We start from the raw sequence: 17,989 nt of genomic DNA, 5'->3' as shown, positions 1-17,989 counted from the left end.
TGCGCTCGTTCTCCCGGTGGCGGTCCTCTGCCTGACGGCCGGCTGTGGCACCGCCGGCGGCACGGGCACCGTGGCGGCGACCGGCACCCCCTTCCTGCCGGTGTACGTCGACGAGTCGGCCGCGCCGGCCCGGCCCATCACGCTCGGCTTCGCCGGTGACGTGCACTTCGCCGGCCGCACCGCCACGCTGCTCGACGACCCGTCCACCGCGTTCGGCGACCTCCAGGACGCGCTCTCCGACCCGGACGTGACCGTGGTCAACCTCAAGTCCGCGATCACCAAGGGCGGCACACCGGTCCGCACCGAGGGCAACTTCCGTGCGCCCGCCACCGCGTTCGCGGCGCTGGAGGAGGCCGGCGTGGACGCGGTCTCGATCGCCAGCGACCACGTGCTCGACTTCGGCCCGCAAGGGCTCACCGACACGGTCGCGGCCGCCACCAAGGCCGGTTTTCCGGTGTTCGGCGCCGGCCAGGACGAGAGCGCCGCGTTCCGGCCCTGGGTGACCGAGACGCAGGGTGCGAAGGTCGCGGTGATCGCGCTGAACACCACGCCGCTGTTCGCGGAGAGCTTCGCGGCCGCCGGCGGCCGGCCCGGCGTGGCCGCGCCGGTGGACACCAAGCGGGCGATCGCGGCGGTGATCGACGCCAAGCGCTCCGCGGACGTGGTCGTGGTCTACAACCAGTGGGGCGAGACCGACGCGCAGTGCCCGTCGCCGAAGCAGCAGCAGCTGGCGTCCGCGCTGGCCGAGGCCGGCGCAGACGTGATCGTCGGCACCGGCGCGCCGCACACGCTGCAGGGTGCCGGCTGGCTCGGTTCGGCGTACGTCGCGTACAGCCTGGGTGATCTGGTCTGGTTCAAGAACTCGCCGGTCTCGCCGGACACCGGCGTGCTGCGGGTGACCGTGAACGGCGGCGCGGTGACGGACGCGTCGTTCACCCCGGCCCGGGTGTCCGCCGCGACCGGTCAGGCGGAGCCGCTGGCCGGCAAGGCCGCGGAGACCGCGCTCGCCCGGTTCGCCGCGCTGCGCGAGTGCGCGGGCCTGTCCGCCGAGCCGCCGGGCGCGTCGCCGTCGCCGAGCCCGAAGTCCTGATCCGGCCGCGGTGACCGGTCAGCGTCGGCGGGACCGCCGCGGGCCGGTAGCGACCGCCTGGGCGGCCGGTGCCGCGCTGTCATCCACCGCCTGACACGGGTTCTCCGCGGACTCGGCCTCGACCGTGGTCGCGAGTCGTTGCAGCAGCACCCGGAACACCGCGCGGTCGCCCACCGGGAGCGTGGCCAGCACGTGCTCCTCGGCCGCCTCGAAGCCCTGGGTGAGCACCTCCAGGCGCTCGTGCCCGTGCGGCGTGGCGACGATCCGCCGGGTGCGCCGGTCGGCCGGGTCCGGGCGGCGCTCGACCAGCCCGGCCTGCTCCAGATCGTCCAGCAGGTATGTCATCACGGTGCGGTCTATGCCGAGGTGCTGGGCGAGTTGGGCCTGGCTGTACGCCGTCTCCCCGGTCGCGATCCGGAGGATCTGGTAGCCCCGGGGCCCGCCCGGCAGGTCCGCGACCACGTGCTCGGACGCGCGGACGTAGCTGCGGAAGACCACGCCGAGACCCCAGCCGAGATCGGTGTCGATCGGCTTGTGGCCCTGCTCCGCGCAGGCCCGCGCGCGCTCGGCGATCTCGGTCAGCGCTTCGGCTGCGGTCATGGTCACGCACCCATAGTACGGACGTCCGCCATACCCCCCGATTCGCCAAGGGCTTCCGATGATCTGTGATTTATACGACCGTTGACGAGATAGTATTTCAGACAGACGATCTGTGAGACAGAACGGCAACTCTCCTGGAGCGACGATGACCCTCTACCGCCTCGACGCCAGCATCCGCACCGAGGGCTCGGTGACCCGCGCGGTCGCCGACACCGTGCAGAAGGCCTGGTCAGAAACGCACCCCGGCGTGCCGGTGCTGCGCCGCGACCTGGGCGCGCACCCGCTGCCCGCGGACTCCTGGCGCAACGCCGTCGGCGTCGGCTTCACCCCGGTCGAGGACCGCACGGCCGCGCAGCGCGACGCCGCGGCGCTGGCCACCGTCATCGCGGACGAGCTGCTCGCCGCGGACGCGTACCTGCTGGCGATCCCGCTGTACAACTGGAACATCCCGCACCACGTGAAGGCGTGGTTCGACCTGCTGCTCACCGAGCCGCGCTTCGCGCCCAGCGGCGACCGGATTCTCCAGGGCCGGCCGGCCGTGGTGGTCACCGCACGTGGTGGCGCCTACGGCCCGGGCACGCCGCGCGAGGGCTGGGACCACAGCACGCCGTACCTGCGCCGGATGTTCGCCGACATTCTCGGCCTGGACGTGCACATCGCGGAGGCGGAACTGACGCTGGCCGGTGTGAACCCGGCGATGGAGGCGCTGCGCGGCCTGGCCGCCCAGTCGCTGGCGGACGCGCACACCGCCGCGGAGGCGCACGGCCGCACCATCGCGGCCCGCGTCGCCGCGCTCACCACGGCCTGACCGTCACGCGACGGCCCGCCCGCGACCATCGCCGGGCGGGCCTCAGGCGGCCGTGACCGGCGTCCAGGACGGGTACTTCGCGGAGCGCCCGTCGCCGGACGACCGCCCGCGCAGCCGGCGCTGCACGAACGGCAGCACGTGCTCACGGTAGTACCGGGCCTCCGCGAAGAGCCGGCGTGCCGGAGCGGGCGCCGGATCCAGCCGGTGGTCCTCGGCCGCGTGCCCGAGCGCGGTCAGCACGATGCCCGCGACCCGGCGGTGCCCCGCGCCGTTCAGGTGCAGCCGGTCCGCCGACCAGTACTCCGGGCGCCGGATCTCCACGTCGTCGAACGAGTTCGCGAACGGCAGGCCGTGCCGGGCCGCCAGCTCCCCGACCGCGACGGTCAGGGCCGCGCCGCGCCGATGGATCCGCCGGCCGAACGGCAGCCGGCCCGACGGGTCCGGCCCGCTGATCAGCAGCAGCCGCACACCGGCCGCCGCGCACCGCTCGACCGCGCGCTCGGTCAGCCGCATCAGGTGGCCGACCTCCATGCCACGGCGCAGCATGTCGTTGCCGCCGCCGTTCAGCGAGATCAGCGTGGGCGGCGGCGACATGGACAGCGCCGCCTCCAGCTGGTCCTCGATGATCGGGGCCAGCAGCCGCCCGCGGACGGCCAGGTTCGCGTAGTGCACGGTCTCGCCGGAGGCCGCCGCGAGCCCGGCCGCGACCAGATCCGCCCACCCCCGCACGGTCCCGTCGGGCAGCTCGTCGCCCACGCCCTCGGTGAAGCTGTCGCCGATCGCCAGGAAACGCACCCGCCAGACGATAATCCACTTCCGATCACATCGCGCGCAGTGCCCGCGCACCGGCACCCGCCGGCACCACCGCACGATCCAGGAGCAGCGCCGGTACGCCGTGCGGCCCGGCCAGAACGCCGAACGCACTGTTCGTGGCCGGCAGCGGCAGCGTCCGCGCCGGCACCACCACGGCCCGGCGGGGTCGGCGAGCGTGCCGCCGGGAGCAGCGGTGCACGGGGCAGCGTGACCGCGGTCAGCGTGATCGCGGCGAGCGGCGCACCGCCCGCGGACGCGGCCCAGAGCAGCGCGAACGCCATGGCCTGGGTGCCGAGCAGGCTCACCGCGGTGCCGGTGAGCCAGACGGCAGCGGGGGTACGAAGGGGCACGGTGTCTCCACCCGGGTCGGTGACGTGAGCAGCCCGACGGTGCGGGGGGAAGCGGGTCGAGGGTCGAGCGCGGGTGAAATGCGGTGCGGCGCCGCCCGGGCCGCCGTTATCGTGGCGCGCTGTGGACCACGACTGGCACGATCCCGATTGGATCTCCGCTGCTCACAGCTGGGTGCGGGAGCACCTCGACGCGCCCGCCACCGGCCCGGTCGAGGAGGTCCGGTCGCGTCCCTGGTCGGTGACCCACCGGGTGCCGACCGTGGCCGGGCCACGCTGGTTCAAGGCCAACACCACGGACTGCCGCTACGAGGCCGCGCTCGCCGGCGCGCTGGCCCGCCGGATGCCGGACCGGGTGCTGGTCCCACTGGCCGTGGACGTCGCGCGCGGCTGGCTGCTCACCCCGGACGCCGGCCCGACGCTGCGCGACGCGCTCTCCCACGGCGGCGGCGAGGCGCGGACGGCCCGGTGGGCGGAGATGCTGCGCGCGTACGCGGCACTGCAGCGGGACGCCACGCCGCTCGCGGACGACCTGCTGTCGCTCGGCGTGCCGGACCACCGTCCGGACGTGCTGCCCGAGCAGCTGGCCACGCTGCTGGCCGATCCGGACGTACGGGCGGGTCTCGGCCCGGCGCGGCACGCCGCGGTCTCCGCGGTCGCACCCGCGTTCGCGGAGTGGTGCGCGGAGCTGGCCGCGTCCGGCGTCCCGGCGACCGTGCAGCACGACGACCTGACGGACGCGAACGTGTTCGCCGGCCCGCCGTACCGGTTCTTCGACTGGGGCGACGCCGGCGTGGCGCACCCGTTCGGGTCGCTGCTGGTGGCGCTGTCGTTCGCCGGTCACACGCTGGGCGCCGCCCCGGGCGCGCCGGAGCTGATCCGGCTGCGCGACGCCTACCTGTCCGCGTGGCCCGGCGACCCGGCCGCGCTGCGCCGGGCGGCCACGCTGGCCGGCCGGGTGAGCCGGGTGTCCCGGGCGATGTCCTGGCGGCGGGCTCTGCGCGGCGCCGCCCGGCCGGTGTCCGGCGGCGTCGCCACCGCGGTGACGGACTGGCTGGCCGAGCTGACCGAGCCGGACGTGGTGTGACCGTCCGCCGGCCCCGAAGCGTGCGTACCCCGGGGCCGGCGGGGCTCAGGACGCGGTGAGGCGGGCGACGACCGCGGTGGTCGCGGCGTCGATCGCGGTGCGGGACTCGTCGGTGTCGTCGATCATGTCGAAGCTGTGCTGCCCGTTCGGCGTGTCGACGATGTGCAGGTCCGCGCCCGCGCGCTCGGCCGCCGCGACGAACGTGGCCACCGTGCCGGCGATGAACGGGTGCTCCCGCCCGGCCCGGACCAGCACGATCGGCAGGTCACCCGCGGACGCGACCGTCTCCGCCGGCCGGAACGCCGGGTCCACGTCCATGCCCGGGAACGGTTCCAGCAGCGGGTAGTTCATCGCCACGCACCGCAGCCAGGCCGGCGGCTGCCGGAGCAGCGCGGAGCTGAGCATGCCGCCGCCGGAGAAATACCACACCGCGACCCGCTCGCCGTCGACGCGCGGGTCGGCGCGGACCGTCTCGATCGCGGCGGCGATCGCCTCGGCCGCGGCCGGGTAGTCGGCCGGTGTCCGCAGCGGGTGGTCGACCACCGCACCGGCCACCCCCCGGGACACCGCCAGCGCGCCGTAGCCGCGGAACACCGGCCAGTGCCGCGGCGACGGTTGCATCTCCGGCGGGATCGGCCCGCCGTGGACGAACAGGATCGCCGGGTGCGGGCCGTCCCCGTCCGGCAGGTAGAGGTCGATCGGGTCGTGCGACTCCGGCGCGATCGGTGCGACCGGTAGCACGAAGGGACTCATGTACGTCGGTTCCGCCATGTTGATCACTCTATGTGGACGACGCAAGCACGTTCCCCGGCCGATCAGGGTTCCGGGTCCCGGCGGGATCACCCCGCTTGTCCGGAGGCGCCCGCTATTCTCTGGTGCGTTCGTCGTACTTCTTGCGGGCCTCGACAACGTCCTCGATGTGCTGCGTCGACCACTCCGTGAGCGCCTTCAGGGGACCGCGCAGGGTCTGGCCGAGCGGCGTCAGCTCGTACTCCACACGGATCGGCGCCTCCGGATACACCGTCCGCAGGATCAGCCCGTCGCGTTCGAGCGTGCGCAGCGTCTGGGTGAGCATCTTCTCGCTGATCCCCCCGAGCTCCTGCCGCAGCTGCGTGAACCGGCGTGCCCCGCGCCTGCCGAGCTCGCCCATCACCAGGACAGCCCATTTGCTGCCGATCTGGTCGAGCACGTCACGCGACGGGCAGCCCCGGGCATACGGGTCCCACGATGGTGTGGACTCGCTCACTTCCCGGACCGTCGCCACGAATCTCACCTGGATCCTTTCGTCCGGGTGGGCACCTTACCCGAAAGTTCGTCCTTACCAAAGGAGAGCGACCAGTTCATCGTGGGTTCGTGCCGCGGAGGGCCCGCGGCGGAAGGGCGTAACCGCCATGTCGATCGTTGTCACCGCGGCCTCCGGGAATCTGGGCCGGCTCACCGTCGAGGCGCTGCTGACCCGTGGGGTACCGGCGTCCGAGATCGTCGCGACCAGCCGTGACATAAGCAGGATCAAGGACTTCGCCGACCGCGGTGTCGAGGTTCGCCGGGCCGACTTCGCGGAGTCGGGCAGCCTCCCCGCGGCCTTCGAGGGCGTGGACAAGCTCCTGCTGATCTCCACCACGACACCGGGCGAGCGCGTCGCCAACCACCGCCGCGCCATCGACGCCGCGGTGGTGGCGGGCGCGTCGCTGGTTGCGTTCACGAGCATGCTGCACGCGGACACGTCCAGCACGATTCTTTCTCCCACCCACCGGGCCACGGAGGAGTACCTGCGCGAGCGCCTCCCCAGCGTGATGCTGCGCAACGGCTGGTACCTGGAGAACTACACCGGCCAGCTCCCTCAGGTGCTGCAGGGTGGAGCGCTCGTCGGGGCCGCCGGCCAGGGCAGGATCAGCGCTGCGACCCGAGCTGACTACGCCGACGCCGCCGCGGTCGTGCTGACCACCGAAGGCCACGACGGCAAGGCGTACGAGCTGGGCGGCGATGAGGCCTTCACCCTGACGCGGCTGGCCGCCGCGATCTCGGCCGCGACGGGCGAGCGGATCGGCTACACCGATCTGCCGGTCGACGAGTTCGCCCAGGTGCTGCGCGACGCGGGCGTGCCCGCCGAACTGGCGCAGGTCCTTACGGACGCGGACCGCGCGATGAGCCACGACGAAATGTTCACCGACTCCGGCGACTTGCGGCGCCTGATCGGGCGGCCGACGACGACTCCGGTGGACGCGATCGCCGCCGCCCTACGCTGACCGGGCGGCGCTGCGCCGTCCCGCCTGACGACGACGGCGTGAACCGATCAGACGCCGGCGCAGGCGCGGCCGTTGACGGTGCAGGCGGTGGGCTCGCGGTCGGCGAAGAGCGACCCCTTCAGGTCGGCCTCGAACGTGAACGACGCGGTGCCGCCGGACGCGCCGACCGGGATCGCGCCGGCCGCCGGTGTGAACGTCACCGTTTCACCCGACTGGGTGAAGGTCGCACCGTCCGCCTTCGTCACCGTGATCGGGCTCTTCAGCGTGAGCACGACGGTCCAGGTGCCGTTCTGGAACAGGCCCGGGTTCGTCAGCGAGATCTTGCCGCGGTAGCCGAACGCCCAGTCCCCGTCCGTCGCGTACGCGGCCGTCAGCACGTCCTCCGCCGGGGTCGGCGCGGCACCGGTCGGGCTGGCCGGCGGCCGGAAGCTCGGCAGCAGCGAGGCCGGGTCCGGCGCCGGCGACTGCGTCGGGGTCGCGCCCGGTGACGGCAGCGCGGTGCTGGTCGAGGACGTGATCGGGGTGTCGCCGCCGGCCTCCGGCGGCGTCGGCGAGGAGGTGATGGCCGTGACGCCGCCCTCCGCCGCCACGTCGCCGCTCCCACCGCTGCGGCCCCAGATGATCCCGGCGGTGACCGCGGCCAGACCGACCACCACGGCCACGCCCGCGATCGTCAGCGGCACCCGGGCGCTGCGCAGCCGCGCGACGCTGAGCCGGGGCAGGATCACGGTCTCCGGCCCGCGGCGGCCGCGCATGCCCTCCAGGTCGACCTCGCCGAACGCGAGCCAGTCGAGCACGGCCGCGAGCGGCTGACCGAGTGCGGTCTCGTACGCGATGCGCTTGTCGGCCAGCTCGGCCTCGGACCCGGCGCCTTCGCGCCAGGACTGGTGCAGCATGATCCGGGTGCGCTGCTCGTCGACCGCGGCCAGCTCCCAGCGCAGCCGGGACACCAGGCCGGGCCCGTGCAGGAACAGCACCAGCCGCTCGCCGGTCTCGACGCCGACCACCTCGCCCTCGACCGTGGAGCCCTGCTCGGGCTGCTCGGCCTCCGGATCGGGCTGCAGGCCCGGCAGGTCGGTGCCGGAGAGCTGGAAGAACGCGCCGACGCGCGGCTTCAGGTCGGTCTCGGCGAACCACTGGCGGAGCAGACGCGGCTCGGTGAGTGCACGCCAGACCCGCTCGGTGGGGTGCTCGACCTCCACCTCGATCTCGATCTCGACGCTCGCGGCGCTCTCCGTCGTCACGACATGCACTGTAGAAGCTTGTTCATATCCACGCGCACCGGGCACGCGCTGTCATATCGTCACGATCCGTAATCATAGACCGTGACCAGCGGCTCGGACGTCGCCCAGCAGGTCCGGGTCAGAAGAACAGCGGGCCGAGCAGCATGGCGACCGCGGCGCCGCCCGCGGTACCGGCCGCGACCTGCAGCCAGGTGTGGTCGGCCAGCCGCACGCGGGACCAGGCGACGGCCGCGACGACCGGCACCAGGATCAGCAGCGGCGGGCCGAAGAGCCAGATCAGGCCGATGGTGGAGGCGGCGGCGACGGCCGCGTGCACGCTCAGCTTCCAGACCAGGTTGCTGAGCATCACCAGGGTGAGCACGCCGAGCATGACCACGATGATGCCGATCAGGTGGCTCGGCGCCTCGAGCAGCCAGATCAGCAGCAGGCCGGCGAGGACGGACGCGATGGCGAGCAGCAGCGGGGTGCGGCGCTGCTCCCGGCGTCCGATGTGGTGGTCGGTGAGCGTCCCGCGCATCACGCCGTACCGGACGATGCCGTACGGGATCAGCGCGCAGGGTATGGCGGCCAGCAGTGCCCACCAGAAGCCGGCGGGCGACCGGGTCTGCTCGATCGCGAAGACGAACGGCATGGTCACGGCCCAGATCGTCGGTGCGAACGCCTCGGTGATCACTCGTGCAAGCCGGTCCACAGTGGTCTTCTCCGGGGCGGTCACGCTCATCGCCAGATCATGTCAGGCGCGGGAGCCACTTCACGCGGCAGGTGCGACGACCGGCTGGATCGATCCAGAAAAACCCTTGAGGGTACGGCGGACGCCGCGTACTGTATCGATTTAGAAGGGCACTGGATCGATGCAGAGGAGGGGCGGCGTGAAGCCGACGCTACAAACCGTGGCCGACGAGGTGGGTGTGTCCCGCAGCACCGTCTCGAACGCGTACGGGCGCCCCGATCAGCTCTCTCCCGAGCTGCGCGAACGCATCCTCTCCGCGGCACGCCGGCTCGGCTACGCCGGCCCGAACCCGACCGCGCGCTCGCTGCGCCGCGGCCGGGCCGGTGCGATCGGCGTGCTCTTCACGGACGTGCTCTCCTACGCGTTCAAGGACCCGTTCGCGGTCCGTTTCCTGCAGGGGCTGTCGCAGGCCGCGGAGCGCCACTCGACCGGGCTGCTGCTCATCCCGGTCCCGGACGACCCGGAGGCGGCCCGGGCCGCCGTGCGCAACGCCGCGGTCGACGGCTTCTGCGTGTTCTGCGTGGCCGAGGGCCACCCGGCCCGGCAGGCGATCTTCGAACGCGGGCTGCCGGTGGTCGGCACCGAGCTGCTGGCGCCGGACGCGGCGATGTTCGCGGCCGGCATCGACGAGGCGGCGGCGACCCGCGCGGCCGGCGCGCACCTCACCGCGCTCGGCCACCGCCGGGTGGCCATCATCGCGGACATGCTGCACCCGGCGCTGGGCCCCCGGACCGCGCCGATCCGCCAGCCGGAGGACATCTCCTACCAGGGCGAACGTGAACGGCTGCGCGGCTACCAGGAGGCCTGGGCGAAGGCCGGCCTGGACTGGGACGACGTGACGATCATCAACGTGCCCGGCAACAGCCGCGAGGCCGGCCTGGAGGGCGCGGCCGCCGCGCTGGACCGGCGCGACCGGCCGACCGCGGTCATCGCGTTCAGCGACGTGCTCGCGCTCGGCGCGCTGGACGCGCTGGAGGCCAGGGGCCTGCGCGCGGGCCGGGACGTGTCGGTGATCGGCTTCGACGACATCCCGCAGGCGGCCGAGGCGGGCCTGACCACGGTCCGCCAGCCCGCCAAGGAGAAGGGCCGCATCGCGGGTGAGCTGCTGCTCGACCCGCCGGCGTCCGCCGAAGGGCGCCGCGTGGCGCTCCCCACCGAGCTCATCGTCCGGGCCAGCACCGGCCCGGCCACCAACGGGAGGATCTGACATGGACACCACCGACGGACTCGGCATGAGCATGGCGATGAAGGCGATGATGCGCGAGGTGACCTCGGCCCAGCCGGGCGCCCCGGTCCGCCCGGACCGGCCCGCGCGCACCGTACGCGCGGCCGGTGCCCGCCGGGCCCTCGCCCGGGCGCTGCACACGGTGGCCGACCGGGTCGAGCCCCGGGCAAATTCCGGGACGTGCGCCACCGCCTGAGGTTAGGGTGCCCGCATGCTGCCCCCACGGTACGAGGTGCGCCACCCCACCCCGGCGGACGCCGAGACGATCTTCGCGGTGATCCGGGCCCACCAGACGGCCCGGATCGGCCGGGTCGACTACACGCTCACCGACGTCCGGGACGAGCTGCGCTCACCCGAGGGCGACCTCGGCACGGACGCGTGGCTGGTCCTCGACGAGCACGGCACCGCGGTCGGGTGGGGCTGGGCGTGGCCGAGCGGGGACGGCATCGTCGACATGGACGTGTTCACGCTGGACGACGCGGTCGCGGAATGGCTCTGGGCCACCGCGCAGCAGCGTGCCGCCGAGCTGGGGCGCGAGCGCGGCTGGCCGTCCGTGACCGGCGACGTCGGTGTGCACCGGGAGGACACGCCGGCCGCACGGCGGCTCACCGGGTACGGCTTCGAGGTCGGCACGGTCTACCACCGGCTGCGCATCGACCACACCGGAGACCGCCCGATCCCGGACGTACCCGCGGGATTCGTGGTCCGGAACGGTCATGACGCGGAGCAGGTGCGGCGCGACGCGCACGCCACGCGCGAGGCCGCGTTCCACGATCACTACGGGCACGTGCGCAAGACCTACGACGAGTGGGTGGCGCAACTGGAGTCCGGCAGCGTGCACGACTGGTCGTTCCTGACCGTGCTCTACACCGACGCGGGCGAGCCGGCCGGGCTGACGCTGCGCTCCACCATGTTCGCGCCGGACGAGAAGTGCGGTTACCTGCGGCTGCTCGGTGTGCATCCCACGTTCCAGGGGCACGGACTGGGACGATGGCTGTTGCGGCACGCGTTCGCGGAGGACGCCCGGGACGGCTGGGCCGGCACGATCCTGCACGTGGACACGGATCCGCGGCGCCCGGCGCTCGGACTGTACCTGTCCGAGGGCATGCGCGTCGTCCAGATCATCGACGCCTGGCGGCGTCCCATGTAAGGGTTCCCGATGCGTCACGCCCGAGTTATCGCACCGGCCGCCGTGCCTGCGATGCTACTGCTGGTCACCGCGCTGATCAGCATCACCGGTCCCGGCTTCAGCTGGGACGAGGTCGCCACCGCGGACATCGCGCGGCGCACCCCGGCCGAGATCTGGGCGCTGATGCGGCACGTCGACGGTGTGCTCGGGCCGTACTACCTGCTCATGCACGTGTGGACCGGGCTGGCCGGCACGTCCGAGGCCGTCCTGCGCCTGCCGCAGGTGATCGCGATGGCACTGGCCGCCGGCCTCACCGGCGAACTCGGCCGCCGCCTGTTCACGCCGCTCACCGGCCTGACCGCCGGTCTGCTGCTGGTCATCATGCCCAATTCCTACCGGTACGCGGCGGAGGCCCGCCCGTACGCGTTCAGTGTGCTCTTCTCGGTCCTGTCCCTGCTGCTGCTGCATCTGGCGCTGCGCCGCCCGGCACGCCGGCGGTGGACCGGGTACGCCGTCTCGGTCCTGTGCCTGGGCCTCAGCCACATCGTCGGCGTGTCCGTGCTGGCCGCGCACGCGGTCATCGTGCTGCGCCGCGACCGCCGCCTGCTCCGGGCGTGGGCGGTCACGGCGGCCGTGGTGCTGGTGCTGCTGGCGCCGCTGGTGCTGCTCGGCGCCGACCAGCAGAGCGGCCAGGTCGCCTGGATCAAGCCGCTCTCGACGGCGACGCTGCGCCGCTCCCCCGCCGAGATCGTCGGCTCCGCCGCGGCCGCGTGGCTGCTGATCGGCCTGGTGCTCGCGTTCACCTGGCGGTCCCGGTTCATCGAGCCGGTCGCGCTGTGCGCCGCACCGATGGTGGCACTGGCCGCGTACTCGCTGGTCGTGGGGCCGCTCTGGGTCCCCCGCTACCTGCTGGTCGTGCTGCCTCCGCTGGCTCTGCTGGCGGCCGCGATCGTGTGCACGTCCCGGCCGTCGCCGGACCGGCCGGATCACGTGAGCGCGAACACCCGCGCGACTGAACGGTCACGGCTTCCCCGATGGCGTCCCGGGCGCATCCGGCCGCGTGTGCGCACGTGGCTGCCGGTCGCGGTGACGCTCGCGGTGCTGTTCGCCGCCGCCTGGCCGGAGCACCGGCAGCAGCGCGGCGACCTTGCCAAGAACGGCGCCGACTACCGCGCGCTCACCCGCATGATCGCCGCCCACGACCGCCCCGGCGACGCCATCCTCTACCAGGACAACAACCGCGCGCTGCGGGCCGGCGTCGACTACTACTACCTCGGCGACCCGGCCCGCCCGGCCGACGTGCTGCTCGCCCGCACCGCCGGCCAGGCTGGCCGGCTGACCGCGGTCGAGCACACGGACGTCGCCACCCACCTGCGCGGCTTCACCCGGGTCTGGTTCGTGGTCGCCTCCACCGGCCCCGAGGACCCCCTGATCCACAAGCCGCGCGCCGCCCCGGTCCTGCGCACCCACTTCCGTCGCGAGACCCTCCTCACCGTCCACGGCGCCACGATCGCCTTCTACCGCCGCGTCCGCTAGCCGTCACGGACCCGGGATCACCCCAGGGAGGGCGGCTCGGGGCGGTGGCTGAAGTCCGCAGCGACCGCGCAGCCGATGGCCTCCACCACTCCGGCGGCGGTGAACGCATTCAACGCGTTCCCCGCGCCGGGTATCCAGCCGCCGAGGAACTGGAAGACGCCGCGCCCGACGTCGGTCCCGACGAATCCGCCGAGAATCGATTTAGCGCCGGCTTCGGTAAGCGTTATCCGGAAGACCCGGCTCAGCGAGAGAATCATTCCGACCTCGACGACCACGAGCGGAATATCGTCCGCGCCCGGCATCCGGGCCATCGAGGCGGCGATACCGGCCGCGCTGGCCGCGGCCGGCCATCCCCGATAGGAGGGATCGACGAGGGACGGCCGGGCGGTCAGGAGACGAGAGGGAAGAGGGGGCCGGTGGCGCGGCCGGTGGCGGCCTCGATGAAGGCGATCGGGGACGGGATCGCGGCCAGGATCTCCGCGGTCTGGGCCAGGCCGGACGGCGGCACGGCCGGCTCCCGGCCGAGAGCGCGCTGCAGGTCGAGCAGGTGGACCGTGGACTCGACGATGCCGATGCCGGCGGCCTCGGTCAGCGTGAGGCGGGCTATGCCGAAGTAGTCGACGACGACCGGGCCGAGCGCGCGGGCGGCGGTCAGCGCACGCGGCCCGACCTCGGCGAACGCCTCGGTCAGCTGGGCCGGTGTGTACTGCTGGGCGGCGTCGCGGGCGCCCCTGGCGACGCGTGGGGCCTGAAGGGCGGCGAGACCGCCGGGGCGGTTCAGGTCGCGCAGCAGCGCGGTTGCGGACGGGTGGGTGGGCTCGTCGGCGCGGACCAGGCCGAGCATCTGCGCGAAGCCGTGCGGCCACGCGGCGAGGTGGGCGAAGAGGGCCTTGACGTCCCAGCCCTGGAGCCGGGTCGGGCGGGTCCAGCGGGCGGCGTCCAGATCGTGTCCGTGCGCCGCCCACACCGCCCACAGCTCGCCGAGCGCGGTCAGACGTGCCTCGAGCAACTGCTCCGCGGAGGACATGCCAAGCAGGATAGTGGTAGATCAGTACGTACGGTGGGTCGCCAGCCGGGCCAGGGCGGTCAGTTCCGTGGCCGCGGCGGGGAGCGGGCCGGCGGCCGCCAGCGACGCGGATGCCTGATGCAGCAGCGCGTCCCGGTGGGCGTGGCACCAGGCGCGTCCACCGGCGTCGTCGATCAGCGCGGCGATCCGGGGCAGTTCGGCGTCGGTGAACGCGGTCTCCCGCTCGTAGTAGCGGATCAGTTCCCGGCCGGCCGGGGTGCCGGAGGTGAGCGCGGCCAGCACCGGCAGCGACTTCTTCCGGTTGCGCAGGTCGGAGAAGACCGGCTTGCCGGTCGCGGCCGGGTCGCCCCAGATGCCGAGCAGGTCGTCGACGATCTGGAACGCCAGCCCGACATCGGAGCCGAACCGGCCGAGGAGGCCCGCCTGGGTGGCGGACCCGCCGCCGAACAGCGCGCCCAGCGAGCAGGACGCCGCGAGCAGCGCGCCGGTCTTGTTGGCGGCCATCTCGAGGACGTCCTCCAACCGTACCGTCGTGGTCTGCTCGAATCTCAGGTCGGCGGCCTGCCCGTCGACCAGCGCCTGCACCGCGGCGCACAGACCCCTGATCGCCGGTACGGTCGCCGGTGCGCCGGACGCGGCCAGCACGTCGATCGCGGTGGCCAGCAGCGCGTCCCCGGCGAGGATCGCGGTGTCGATGCCGAACACCGCCCAGACCGTGGGCCGATGCCGCCGGGTGGCGTCACCGTCCATCACGTCGTCGTGCAGCAGCGAGAAGTTGTGCACCAGCTCGACCGCGACCGCGGCGGGCACGGCCGCGGCCCGGTCGCCGCCGACGGCCGCGGCGGCGGTGAGCGCGAGCGCGGGGCGCAGCGCCTTGCCGCCGGATTCCGCGGCCGGTTTCCCGGCCGGGTCCCACCAGCCGAAGTGGTATCCGCTCGGCCGGGCGGTGGACTGCGGCAGCGCCTCGATCGCGGCCCGCAGCGCCGGTGCGACCAGCGTGCGCGCGCCGGCCAGCACCGCGGCGGCGGGCTCCGCCGCGCCGGATGACCCGGCGGAGCCCCGTACCGTGGAGAGGGTCGTCATGAGGTGGTGCCGATCTCGACGTGTTCCAGGACGCCGAGCGCGTCCGGGGTCAGCACCGCGGCCGAGAAGTAGTTGCTGACCAGGTACGACGTGATCGCGTTCGCGCCGACGCCCATGTACCGGACGTTGAGGCCGGGTGCGGTCTCGTGCGGCAGGTCCTTCGGGATCAGGCCGACCACGCCCTGGTCCTCCGCGCCGAGCCGCATCGCGATGACCGACGTGGTGCCCGCGCCGGTCACCGGGATCTTGTCACAGGGCAGGATCGGCACGCCTCGCCAGGACGGTACGAGCCGGCCCTGCACCTCGACCGGCGGCACGGTCAGGCCGCGCGCGGTGACCTCCCGGCCGATCGCGGCGATCGCGCGCGGATGCGCCAGGATCACCTTGGTCTTGCGGCGGCGGGAGATCAGGTCGTCCAGGTCGTCCGGCGTGGGCGGGCCGGTGCGGGTGGCGACGCGCTGGGTCAGGTCCGCGTTGTGCAGCAGGCCGAAGTCATGGTTGTTGACCAGCTCGTCCTCCTGCCGTTCGCGCAGCGCGGTGATGGTGATCCGCAGCTGCTCCTCGGCCTGGTTCATCGGGTCGTTGTAGAGGTCCGCGACGCGGGTGTGGACGCGCAGCACGGTCTGGGCGAGGCTCAGCTCGTACTCGCGCGGCTTCAGCTCGTAGTCGACGTACGTGCCGGGCAGGTCCGGTTCGCCGTCGTGGCCGCTGGCCAGCGCGATGTCGGTCTCGCCGAACCTGTTGCGCGGGACCGCGGACATGCCCCCGACCCAGGACCGCAGACATCCGATCAGATCGCTACGCAGCGGGCCGTCGAGCGCGAGCAGCGTGTCCGCGGGAAGCGTCAGCACGGTGCAGGCGGTCTCCGCGCGGACCGTGTGCGGGAACGTCACCGGCGTGCCGAGCTGCGACCCGAGCAGCGTCGAGGTCAGCGCCTCGCCGCCGACGTGGTCGCCGTCCGCGATCATGCCCAGCCGGATCCGGTCGCCGTACTCGCCGGTCTGGTGGAGCGACGCCTTGCCGTGCGCGATCAGGACGAGCCGGTCGACCCGCGCACCGGCTTCCGCGATGACCGCCCCGGGCACGTACTCCTGCTGCACGAACCGGTCCGCCAGCCGCGCGAGCCCGGACATGTCGGTGAACGAGGACAGGGCCGGGACCTCGCGCAGCGAGCCCGGGATCACCCGCACCGCCGCACCGTCGTTGACGAACCGGACCCGGCCGTCGCCGGTCTGGTACCGCGCCCGCCGGTTGACCCGGTACGCGCCGCCCTTGACCGGCATCCACGGCAGCATGCGCAGCAGCCACCGCGGTGAGTCCGCCGCGTTCTGCGGCCGTGTCTTCGTGGTGGTGGCGAGGTTCCGCGCCGCGGCGGGCCCGAGGGACCGCCGCGGTTCGCCGGCCTGCCGCTCGAGGAGGTCGGTCATCAGTCCTCGCGTCCGAGCTCGACGTTCTCCAGGATGCCCAGCGCGTCCGGCACCAGCACGGCCGTCGAGTAGTACGCGCTGACCAGATACTGGATGATGGCCTGCTCGGTGATGCCCATGAAGCGCACGTTCAGGCCCGGCTGGTACTCGTCCGGGATGCCGGTCTGGTGCAGGCCGACCACGCCCTGCTTGTCCTCGCCCGCGCGCATCAGCATGATCGAGCTGGTCCGCCGGCCGGACACGCCGATCTTGTTGCACGGGAAGATCGGGATTCCGCGCCAGGCCGGAACCTGGTGCCCGGCCACGTCGATCGCGCTCGGGTAGACGCCGCGCTTACTGCACTCCCGGCCGAACGCCGCGATCGTGCGCGGGTGCGCGAGGAAGAACGTCGGGTCCTTCCAGACCAGCGCCAGCAGCTCGTCCATGTCGTCCGGTGTCGGTGGGCCGGACCGGGTGTAGATGCGCTGCTTCAGGTCCGCGTTGTGCAGCAGACCGAAGTCACGGTTGTTGACCATCTCGTGCTCCTGGCGCTCGCGCAGCGCCTCCACGGTCAGCCGCAGCTGCTGCTCGATCTGGTCCATCGGCTCGTTGTAGAGGTCCGCGACCCGGCTGTGCACGCGCAGCACGGTCTGCGCCACGCTCAGCTCGTACTCGCGCGGCGAGGTCTCGTAGTCCACGTAGGTGGCCGGCAGGTCCGGCTCGCCGTCGTGCCCGGACGCCAGCTCGATCGCGGCCTCGCCGTGCTTGTTCTGCTTGCGGCCGGGCCGCTCCGCCATCCGCTGCATGTGCGCGCGCAGCGGCTCCGCCTGGCCGTTGAGCTGCTGCATCGCCTGCGCTGGCAGCTCCAGCACGGTGCACGAGGTGATCGTCTTGACCGAGTACTGCCAGCGGCCCGGCGTGCCGGTCAGCACCTGCTCACCGAAGTAGTCGCCGTCCGCGAGCAGGCCGAGCACGGTCTGGTCGCCGTACTCCCCGGCCCCGATCTTGTTCACCTTGCCGTGCGCGATCAGGTAGACACGGTCCTGCGTCTGCCCCTCGGTCACGATGACCTCGCCCGGCCCGTACTCCCGCTGCTGGAACCGCTCGGCCAGCGCCGCCAGCGCGTTCGCGTCGGAGAACCCGCGCAACGGCGGCAGCTCGGTCAGCTCCATCGGCACGACCTTCACCTGCGAGCCGGTCGACGTGAACGTCACCCGGCCGTCGCCGATCGCCACGCTGAGCCGCCGGTTGACCCGGTAGACGCCGCCGGAGACCTGCACCCAGGGCAGCAGCTTCAGCAGCCACCGCGAGGTGATCCCCTGCATCTGGGGCGCGGTCTTGGTGGTCGTGGCCAGGTTCCGTGCGGCCTCCGGCCCGAGGGACCGCCGCTGCGGCTGGTCGCCGTTCTCCGCGGGCCGGGTCCCGACCGTGTCCAGAAGAGTCACGCGCACAACTCCGATCGATGTGGGCCACCACGCCTTCTCGCGCGGTGCGGCCTGGAGAGAAGCAAGATCATCCGGCGCAGAAACATGGAGGCCGGCGCCTGCGTTGACAAAAATATGCGTAACTGGTGTAAATCGGACAAACAAATCGCCAAACTCCCCCATCAGGCTGAAAA

At 73.1% G+C, this 17,989-nt stretch carries 20 protein-coding genes; 8 read left to right on the top strand and 12 right to left on the bottom strand.

Annotated elements, in window-relative coordinates:
• Window positions 1–16: 16 nt before the first annotated feature.
• Window positions 17–1,090 (top strand): CapA family protein, encoded by a 1,074-nt coding sequence (locus J2S42_RS36355; protein WP_307246702.1) that lies wholly within the window; start codon window positions 17–19, stop codon window positions 1,088–1,090.
• 18 nt (window positions 1,091–1,108) lie between these two features.
• On the opposite strand, the gene J2S42_RS36350 is transcribed toward J2S42_RS36355, so the two are convergent.
• Window positions 1,109–1,690 carry a MarR family winged helix-turn-helix transcriptional regulator gene (locus tag J2S42_RS36350; RefSeq protein WP_307249234.1) on the bottom strand — a complete coding sequence of 194 codons (582 nt, stop codon included), beginning with the start codon at window positions 1,688–1,690 and terminating at the stop codon, window positions 1,109–1,111.
• A gap of 145 nt (window positions 1,691–1,835) precedes the next feature.
• On the opposite strand from J2S42_RS36350, the gene J2S42_RS36345 reads away from it, so the two are divergent.
• Complete coding sequence (locus tag J2S42_RS36345) at window positions 1,836–2,498, top strand: FMN-dependent NADH-azoreductase (protein ID WP_307246700.1); 663 nt, start codon at window positions 1,836–1,838, stop codon at window positions 2,496–2,498.
• A 42-nt stretch (window positions 2,499–2,540) separates the two neighbouring features.
• Here the strand turns inward: J2S42_RS36345 and J2S42_RS36340 are convergent, their stop codons facing one another.
• Window positions 2,541–3,293: an SGNH/GDSL hydrolase family protein gene (locus J2S42_RS36340; protein ID WP_307246698.1), complete on the bottom strand. Its 753-nt coding sequence runs from the start codon at window positions 3,291–3,293 to the stop codon at window positions 2,541–2,543.
• A gap of 25 nt (window positions 3,294–3,318) precedes the next feature.
• Window positions 3,319–3,465, bottom strand: a complete 147-nt coding sequence (locus J2S42_RS36335; protein ID WP_307246696.1) for a hypothetical protein — start codon at window positions 3,463–3,465, stop codon at window positions 3,319–3,321.
• A 317-nt stretch (window positions 3,466–3,782) separates the two neighbouring features.
• Here J2S42_RS36335 and J2S42_RS36330 point away from each other — a divergent pair, with 317 nt between their 5' ends.
• Complete coding sequence (locus tag J2S42_RS36330) at window positions 3,783–4,745, top strand: phosphotransferase (protein WP_307246694.1); 963 nt, start codon at window positions 3,783–3,785, stop codon at window positions 4,743–4,745.
• Between the two features lie 45 nt (window positions 4,746–4,790).
• Here the strand turns inward: J2S42_RS36330 and J2S42_RS36325 are convergent, their stop codons facing one another.
• Together J2S42_RS36325 and J2S42_RS36320 are read right to left on the bottom strand one after the other, a co-directional pair.
• The gene (locus J2S42_RS36325) at window positions 4,791–5,516 is read right to left on the bottom strand and encodes an alpha/beta hydrolase (RefSeq protein WP_307246692.1); all 726 of its coding nucleotides are present in this window, start codon (window positions 5,514–5,516) and stop codon (window positions 4,791–4,793) included.
• Window positions 5,517–5,610: 94 nt separating this feature from the next.
• Window positions 5,611–6,018 (bottom strand): winged helix-turn-helix transcriptional regulator, encoded by a 408-nt coding sequence (locus tag J2S42_RS36320; protein WP_307246690.1) that lies wholly within the window; start codon window positions 6,016–6,018, stop codon window positions 5,611–5,613.
• A gap of 118 nt (window positions 6,019–6,136) precedes the next feature.
• Here J2S42_RS36320 and J2S42_RS36315 point away from each other — a divergent pair, with 118 nt between their 5' ends.
• Complete coding sequence (locus J2S42_RS36315; protein WP_307246688.1) at window positions 6,137–6,991, top strand: SDR family oxidoreductase; 855 nt, start codon at window positions 6,137–6,139, stop codon at window positions 6,989–6,991.
• A gap of 47 nt (window positions 6,992–7,038) precedes the next feature.
• Here J2S42_RS36315 and J2S42_RS36310 read toward each other — a convergent pair whose 3' ends face one another.
• Together J2S42_RS36310 and J2S42_RS36305 are read right to left on the bottom strand one after the other, a co-directional pair.
• Complete coding sequence (locus tag J2S42_RS36310; protein ID WP_307246686.1) at window positions 7,039–8,235, bottom strand: cellulose binding domain-containing protein; 1,197 nt, start codon at window positions 8,233–8,235, stop codon at window positions 7,039–7,041.
• A gap of 118 nt (window positions 8,236–8,353) precedes the next feature.
• Complete coding sequence (locus J2S42_RS36305; RefSeq protein WP_307246684.1) at window positions 8,354–8,956, bottom strand: hypothetical protein; 603 nt, start codon at window positions 8,954–8,956, stop codon at window positions 8,354–8,356.
• Between the two features lie 169 nt (window positions 8,957–9,125).
• On the opposite strand from J2S42_RS36305, the gene J2S42_RS36300 reads away from it, so the two are divergent.
• From J2S42_RS36300 to J2S42_RS36285, 4 genes are read left to right on the top strand one after another with little or no spacing between them, the layout of a single operon-like run.
• Entirely contained in the window at window positions 9,126–10,172 is a 1,047-nt protein-coding gene (locus J2S42_RS36300; protein WP_307246683.1) for a LacI family DNA-binding transcriptional regulator, read from the top strand.
• Between the two features lies 1 nt (window position 10,173).
• On the top strand, window positions 10,174–10,386 hold the full coding sequence (locus J2S42_RS36295) for a hypothetical protein (protein ID WP_307246681.1): 213 nt from the start codon (window positions 10,174–10,176) through the stop codon (window positions 10,384–10,386).
• A gap of 15 nt (window positions 10,387–10,401) precedes the next feature.
• Complete coding sequence (locus J2S42_RS36290) at window positions 10,402–11,340, top strand: GNAT family N-acetyltransferase (protein WP_307246679.1); 939 nt, start codon at window positions 10,402–10,404, stop codon at window positions 11,338–11,340.
• A 51-nt stretch (window positions 11,341–11,391) separates the two neighbouring features.
• Entirely contained in the window at window positions 11,392–12,855 is a 1,464-nt protein-coding gene (locus J2S42_RS36285; RefSeq protein WP_307249232.1) for a glycosyltransferase family 39 protein, read from the top strand.
• 17 nt (window positions 12,856–12,872) lie between these two features.
• Here J2S42_RS36285 and J2S42_RS36280 read toward each other — a convergent pair whose 3' ends face one another.
• The 5 genes from J2S42_RS36280 to J2S42_RS36260 all read right to left on the bottom strand — a co-directional run bounded on the left by J2S42_RS36280 (window position 12,873) and on the right by J2S42_RS36260 (window position 17,807).
• A complete protein-coding gene (locus J2S42_RS36280; protein ID WP_307246677.1) occupies window positions 12,873–13,166 on the bottom strand; it encodes a hypothetical protein in 294 nt (97 codons plus the stop codon).
• A gap of 77 nt (window positions 13,167–13,243) precedes the next feature.
• Window positions 13,244–13,882, bottom strand: coding sequence for a maleylpyruvate isomerase family mycothiol-dependent enzyme (locus J2S42_RS36275; protein ID WP_307246675.1), 639 nt, complete (start codon window positions 13,880–13,882; stop codon window positions 13,244–13,246).
• A 21-nt stretch (window positions 13,883–13,903) separates the two neighbouring features.
• Window positions 13,904–14,965 carry a family 2 encapsulin nanocompartment cargo protein polyprenyl transferase gene (locus tag J2S42_RS36270; protein WP_307246673.1) on the bottom strand — a complete coding sequence of 354 codons (1,062 nt, stop codon included), beginning with the start codon at window positions 14,963–14,965 and terminating at the stop codon, window positions 13,904–13,906.
• The gene (locus tag J2S42_RS36265; protein WP_307246672.1) at window positions 14,962–16,392 is read right to left on the bottom strand and encodes a family 2B encapsulin nanocompartment shell protein; all 1,431 of its coding nucleotides are present in this window, start codon (window positions 16,390–16,392) and stop codon (window positions 14,962–14,964) included. Before J2S42_RS36265 ends, J2S42_RS36270 begins: the two co-directional genes overlap by 4 nt.
• The gene (locus J2S42_RS36260; RefSeq protein ID WP_370879463.1) at window positions 16,392–17,807 is read right to left on the bottom strand and encodes a family 2B encapsulin nanocompartment shell protein; all 1,416 of its coding nucleotides are present in this window, start codon (window positions 17,805–17,807) and stop codon (window positions 16,392–16,394) included. The genes J2S42_RS36265 and J2S42_RS36260 overlap by 1 nt, the downstream gene beginning before the upstream one ends.
• Window positions 17,808–17,989 lie beyond the last annotated feature (182 nt).

Origin of the sequence: Catenuloplanes indicus, assembly GCF_030813715.1 — a bacterium.
Taxonomy (GTDB): Bacteria; Actinomycetota; Actinomycetes; order Mycobacteriales; family Micromonosporaceae; genus Catenuloplanes; species Catenuloplanes indicus.
This window is presented reverse-complemented; position numbering and strand designations above follow the sequence as displayed.

Bases quoted from the DNA above. Each gene is read 5' to 3' on its own strand.
- J2S42_RS36295 (WP_307246681.1), top strand. From the start codon at position 10,174: ATGGACACCACCGACGGACTCGGCATGAGCATGGCGATGAAGGCGATG.
- J2S42_RS36315 (WP_307246688.1), top strand. From the start codon at position 6,137: ATGTCGATCGTTGTCACCGCGGCCTCCGGGAATCTGGGCCGGCTCACC.
- J2S42_RS36305 (WP_307246684.1), bottom strand. From the start codon at position 8,956: ATGAGCGTGACCGCCCCGGAGAAGACCACTGTGGACCGGCTTGCACGA.
- J2S42_RS36280 (WP_307246677.1), bottom strand. From the start codon at position 13,166: ATGGCCCGGATGCCGGGCGCGGACGATATTCCGCTCGTGGTCGTCGAG.
- J2S42_RS36345 (WP_307246700.1), top strand. From the start codon at position 1,836: ATGACCCTCTACCGCCTCGACGCCAGCATCCGCACCGAGGGCTCGGTG.
- J2S42_RS36265 (WP_307246672.1), bottom strand. From the start codon at position 16,392: ATGACCGACCTCCTCGAGCGGCAGGCCGGCGAACCGCGGCGGTCCCTC.
- J2S42_RS36285 (WP_307249232.1), top strand. From the start codon at position 11,392: ATGCTACTGCTGGTCACCGCGCTGATCAGCATCACCGGTCCCGGCTTC.
- J2S42_RS36325 (WP_307246692.1), bottom strand. From the start codon at position 5,516: ATGGCGGAACCGACGTACATGAGTCCCTTCGTGCTACCGGTCGCACCG.
- J2S42_RS36350 (WP_307249234.1), bottom strand. From the start codon at position 1,690: ATGACCGCAGCCGAAGCGCTGACCGAGATCGCCGAGCGCGCGCGGGCC.
- J2S42_RS36270 (WP_307246673.1), bottom strand. From the start codon at position 14,965: ATGACGACCCTCTCCACGGTACGGGGCTCCGCCGGGTCATCCGGCGCG.
- J2S42_RS36275 (WP_307246675.1), bottom strand. From the start codon at position 13,882: ATGTCCTCCGCGGAGCAGTTGCTCGAGGCACGTCTGACCGCGCTCGGC.
- J2S42_RS36290 (WP_307246679.1), top strand. From the start codon at position 10,402: ATGCTGCCCCCACGGTACGAGGTGCGCCACCCCACCCCGGCGGACGCC.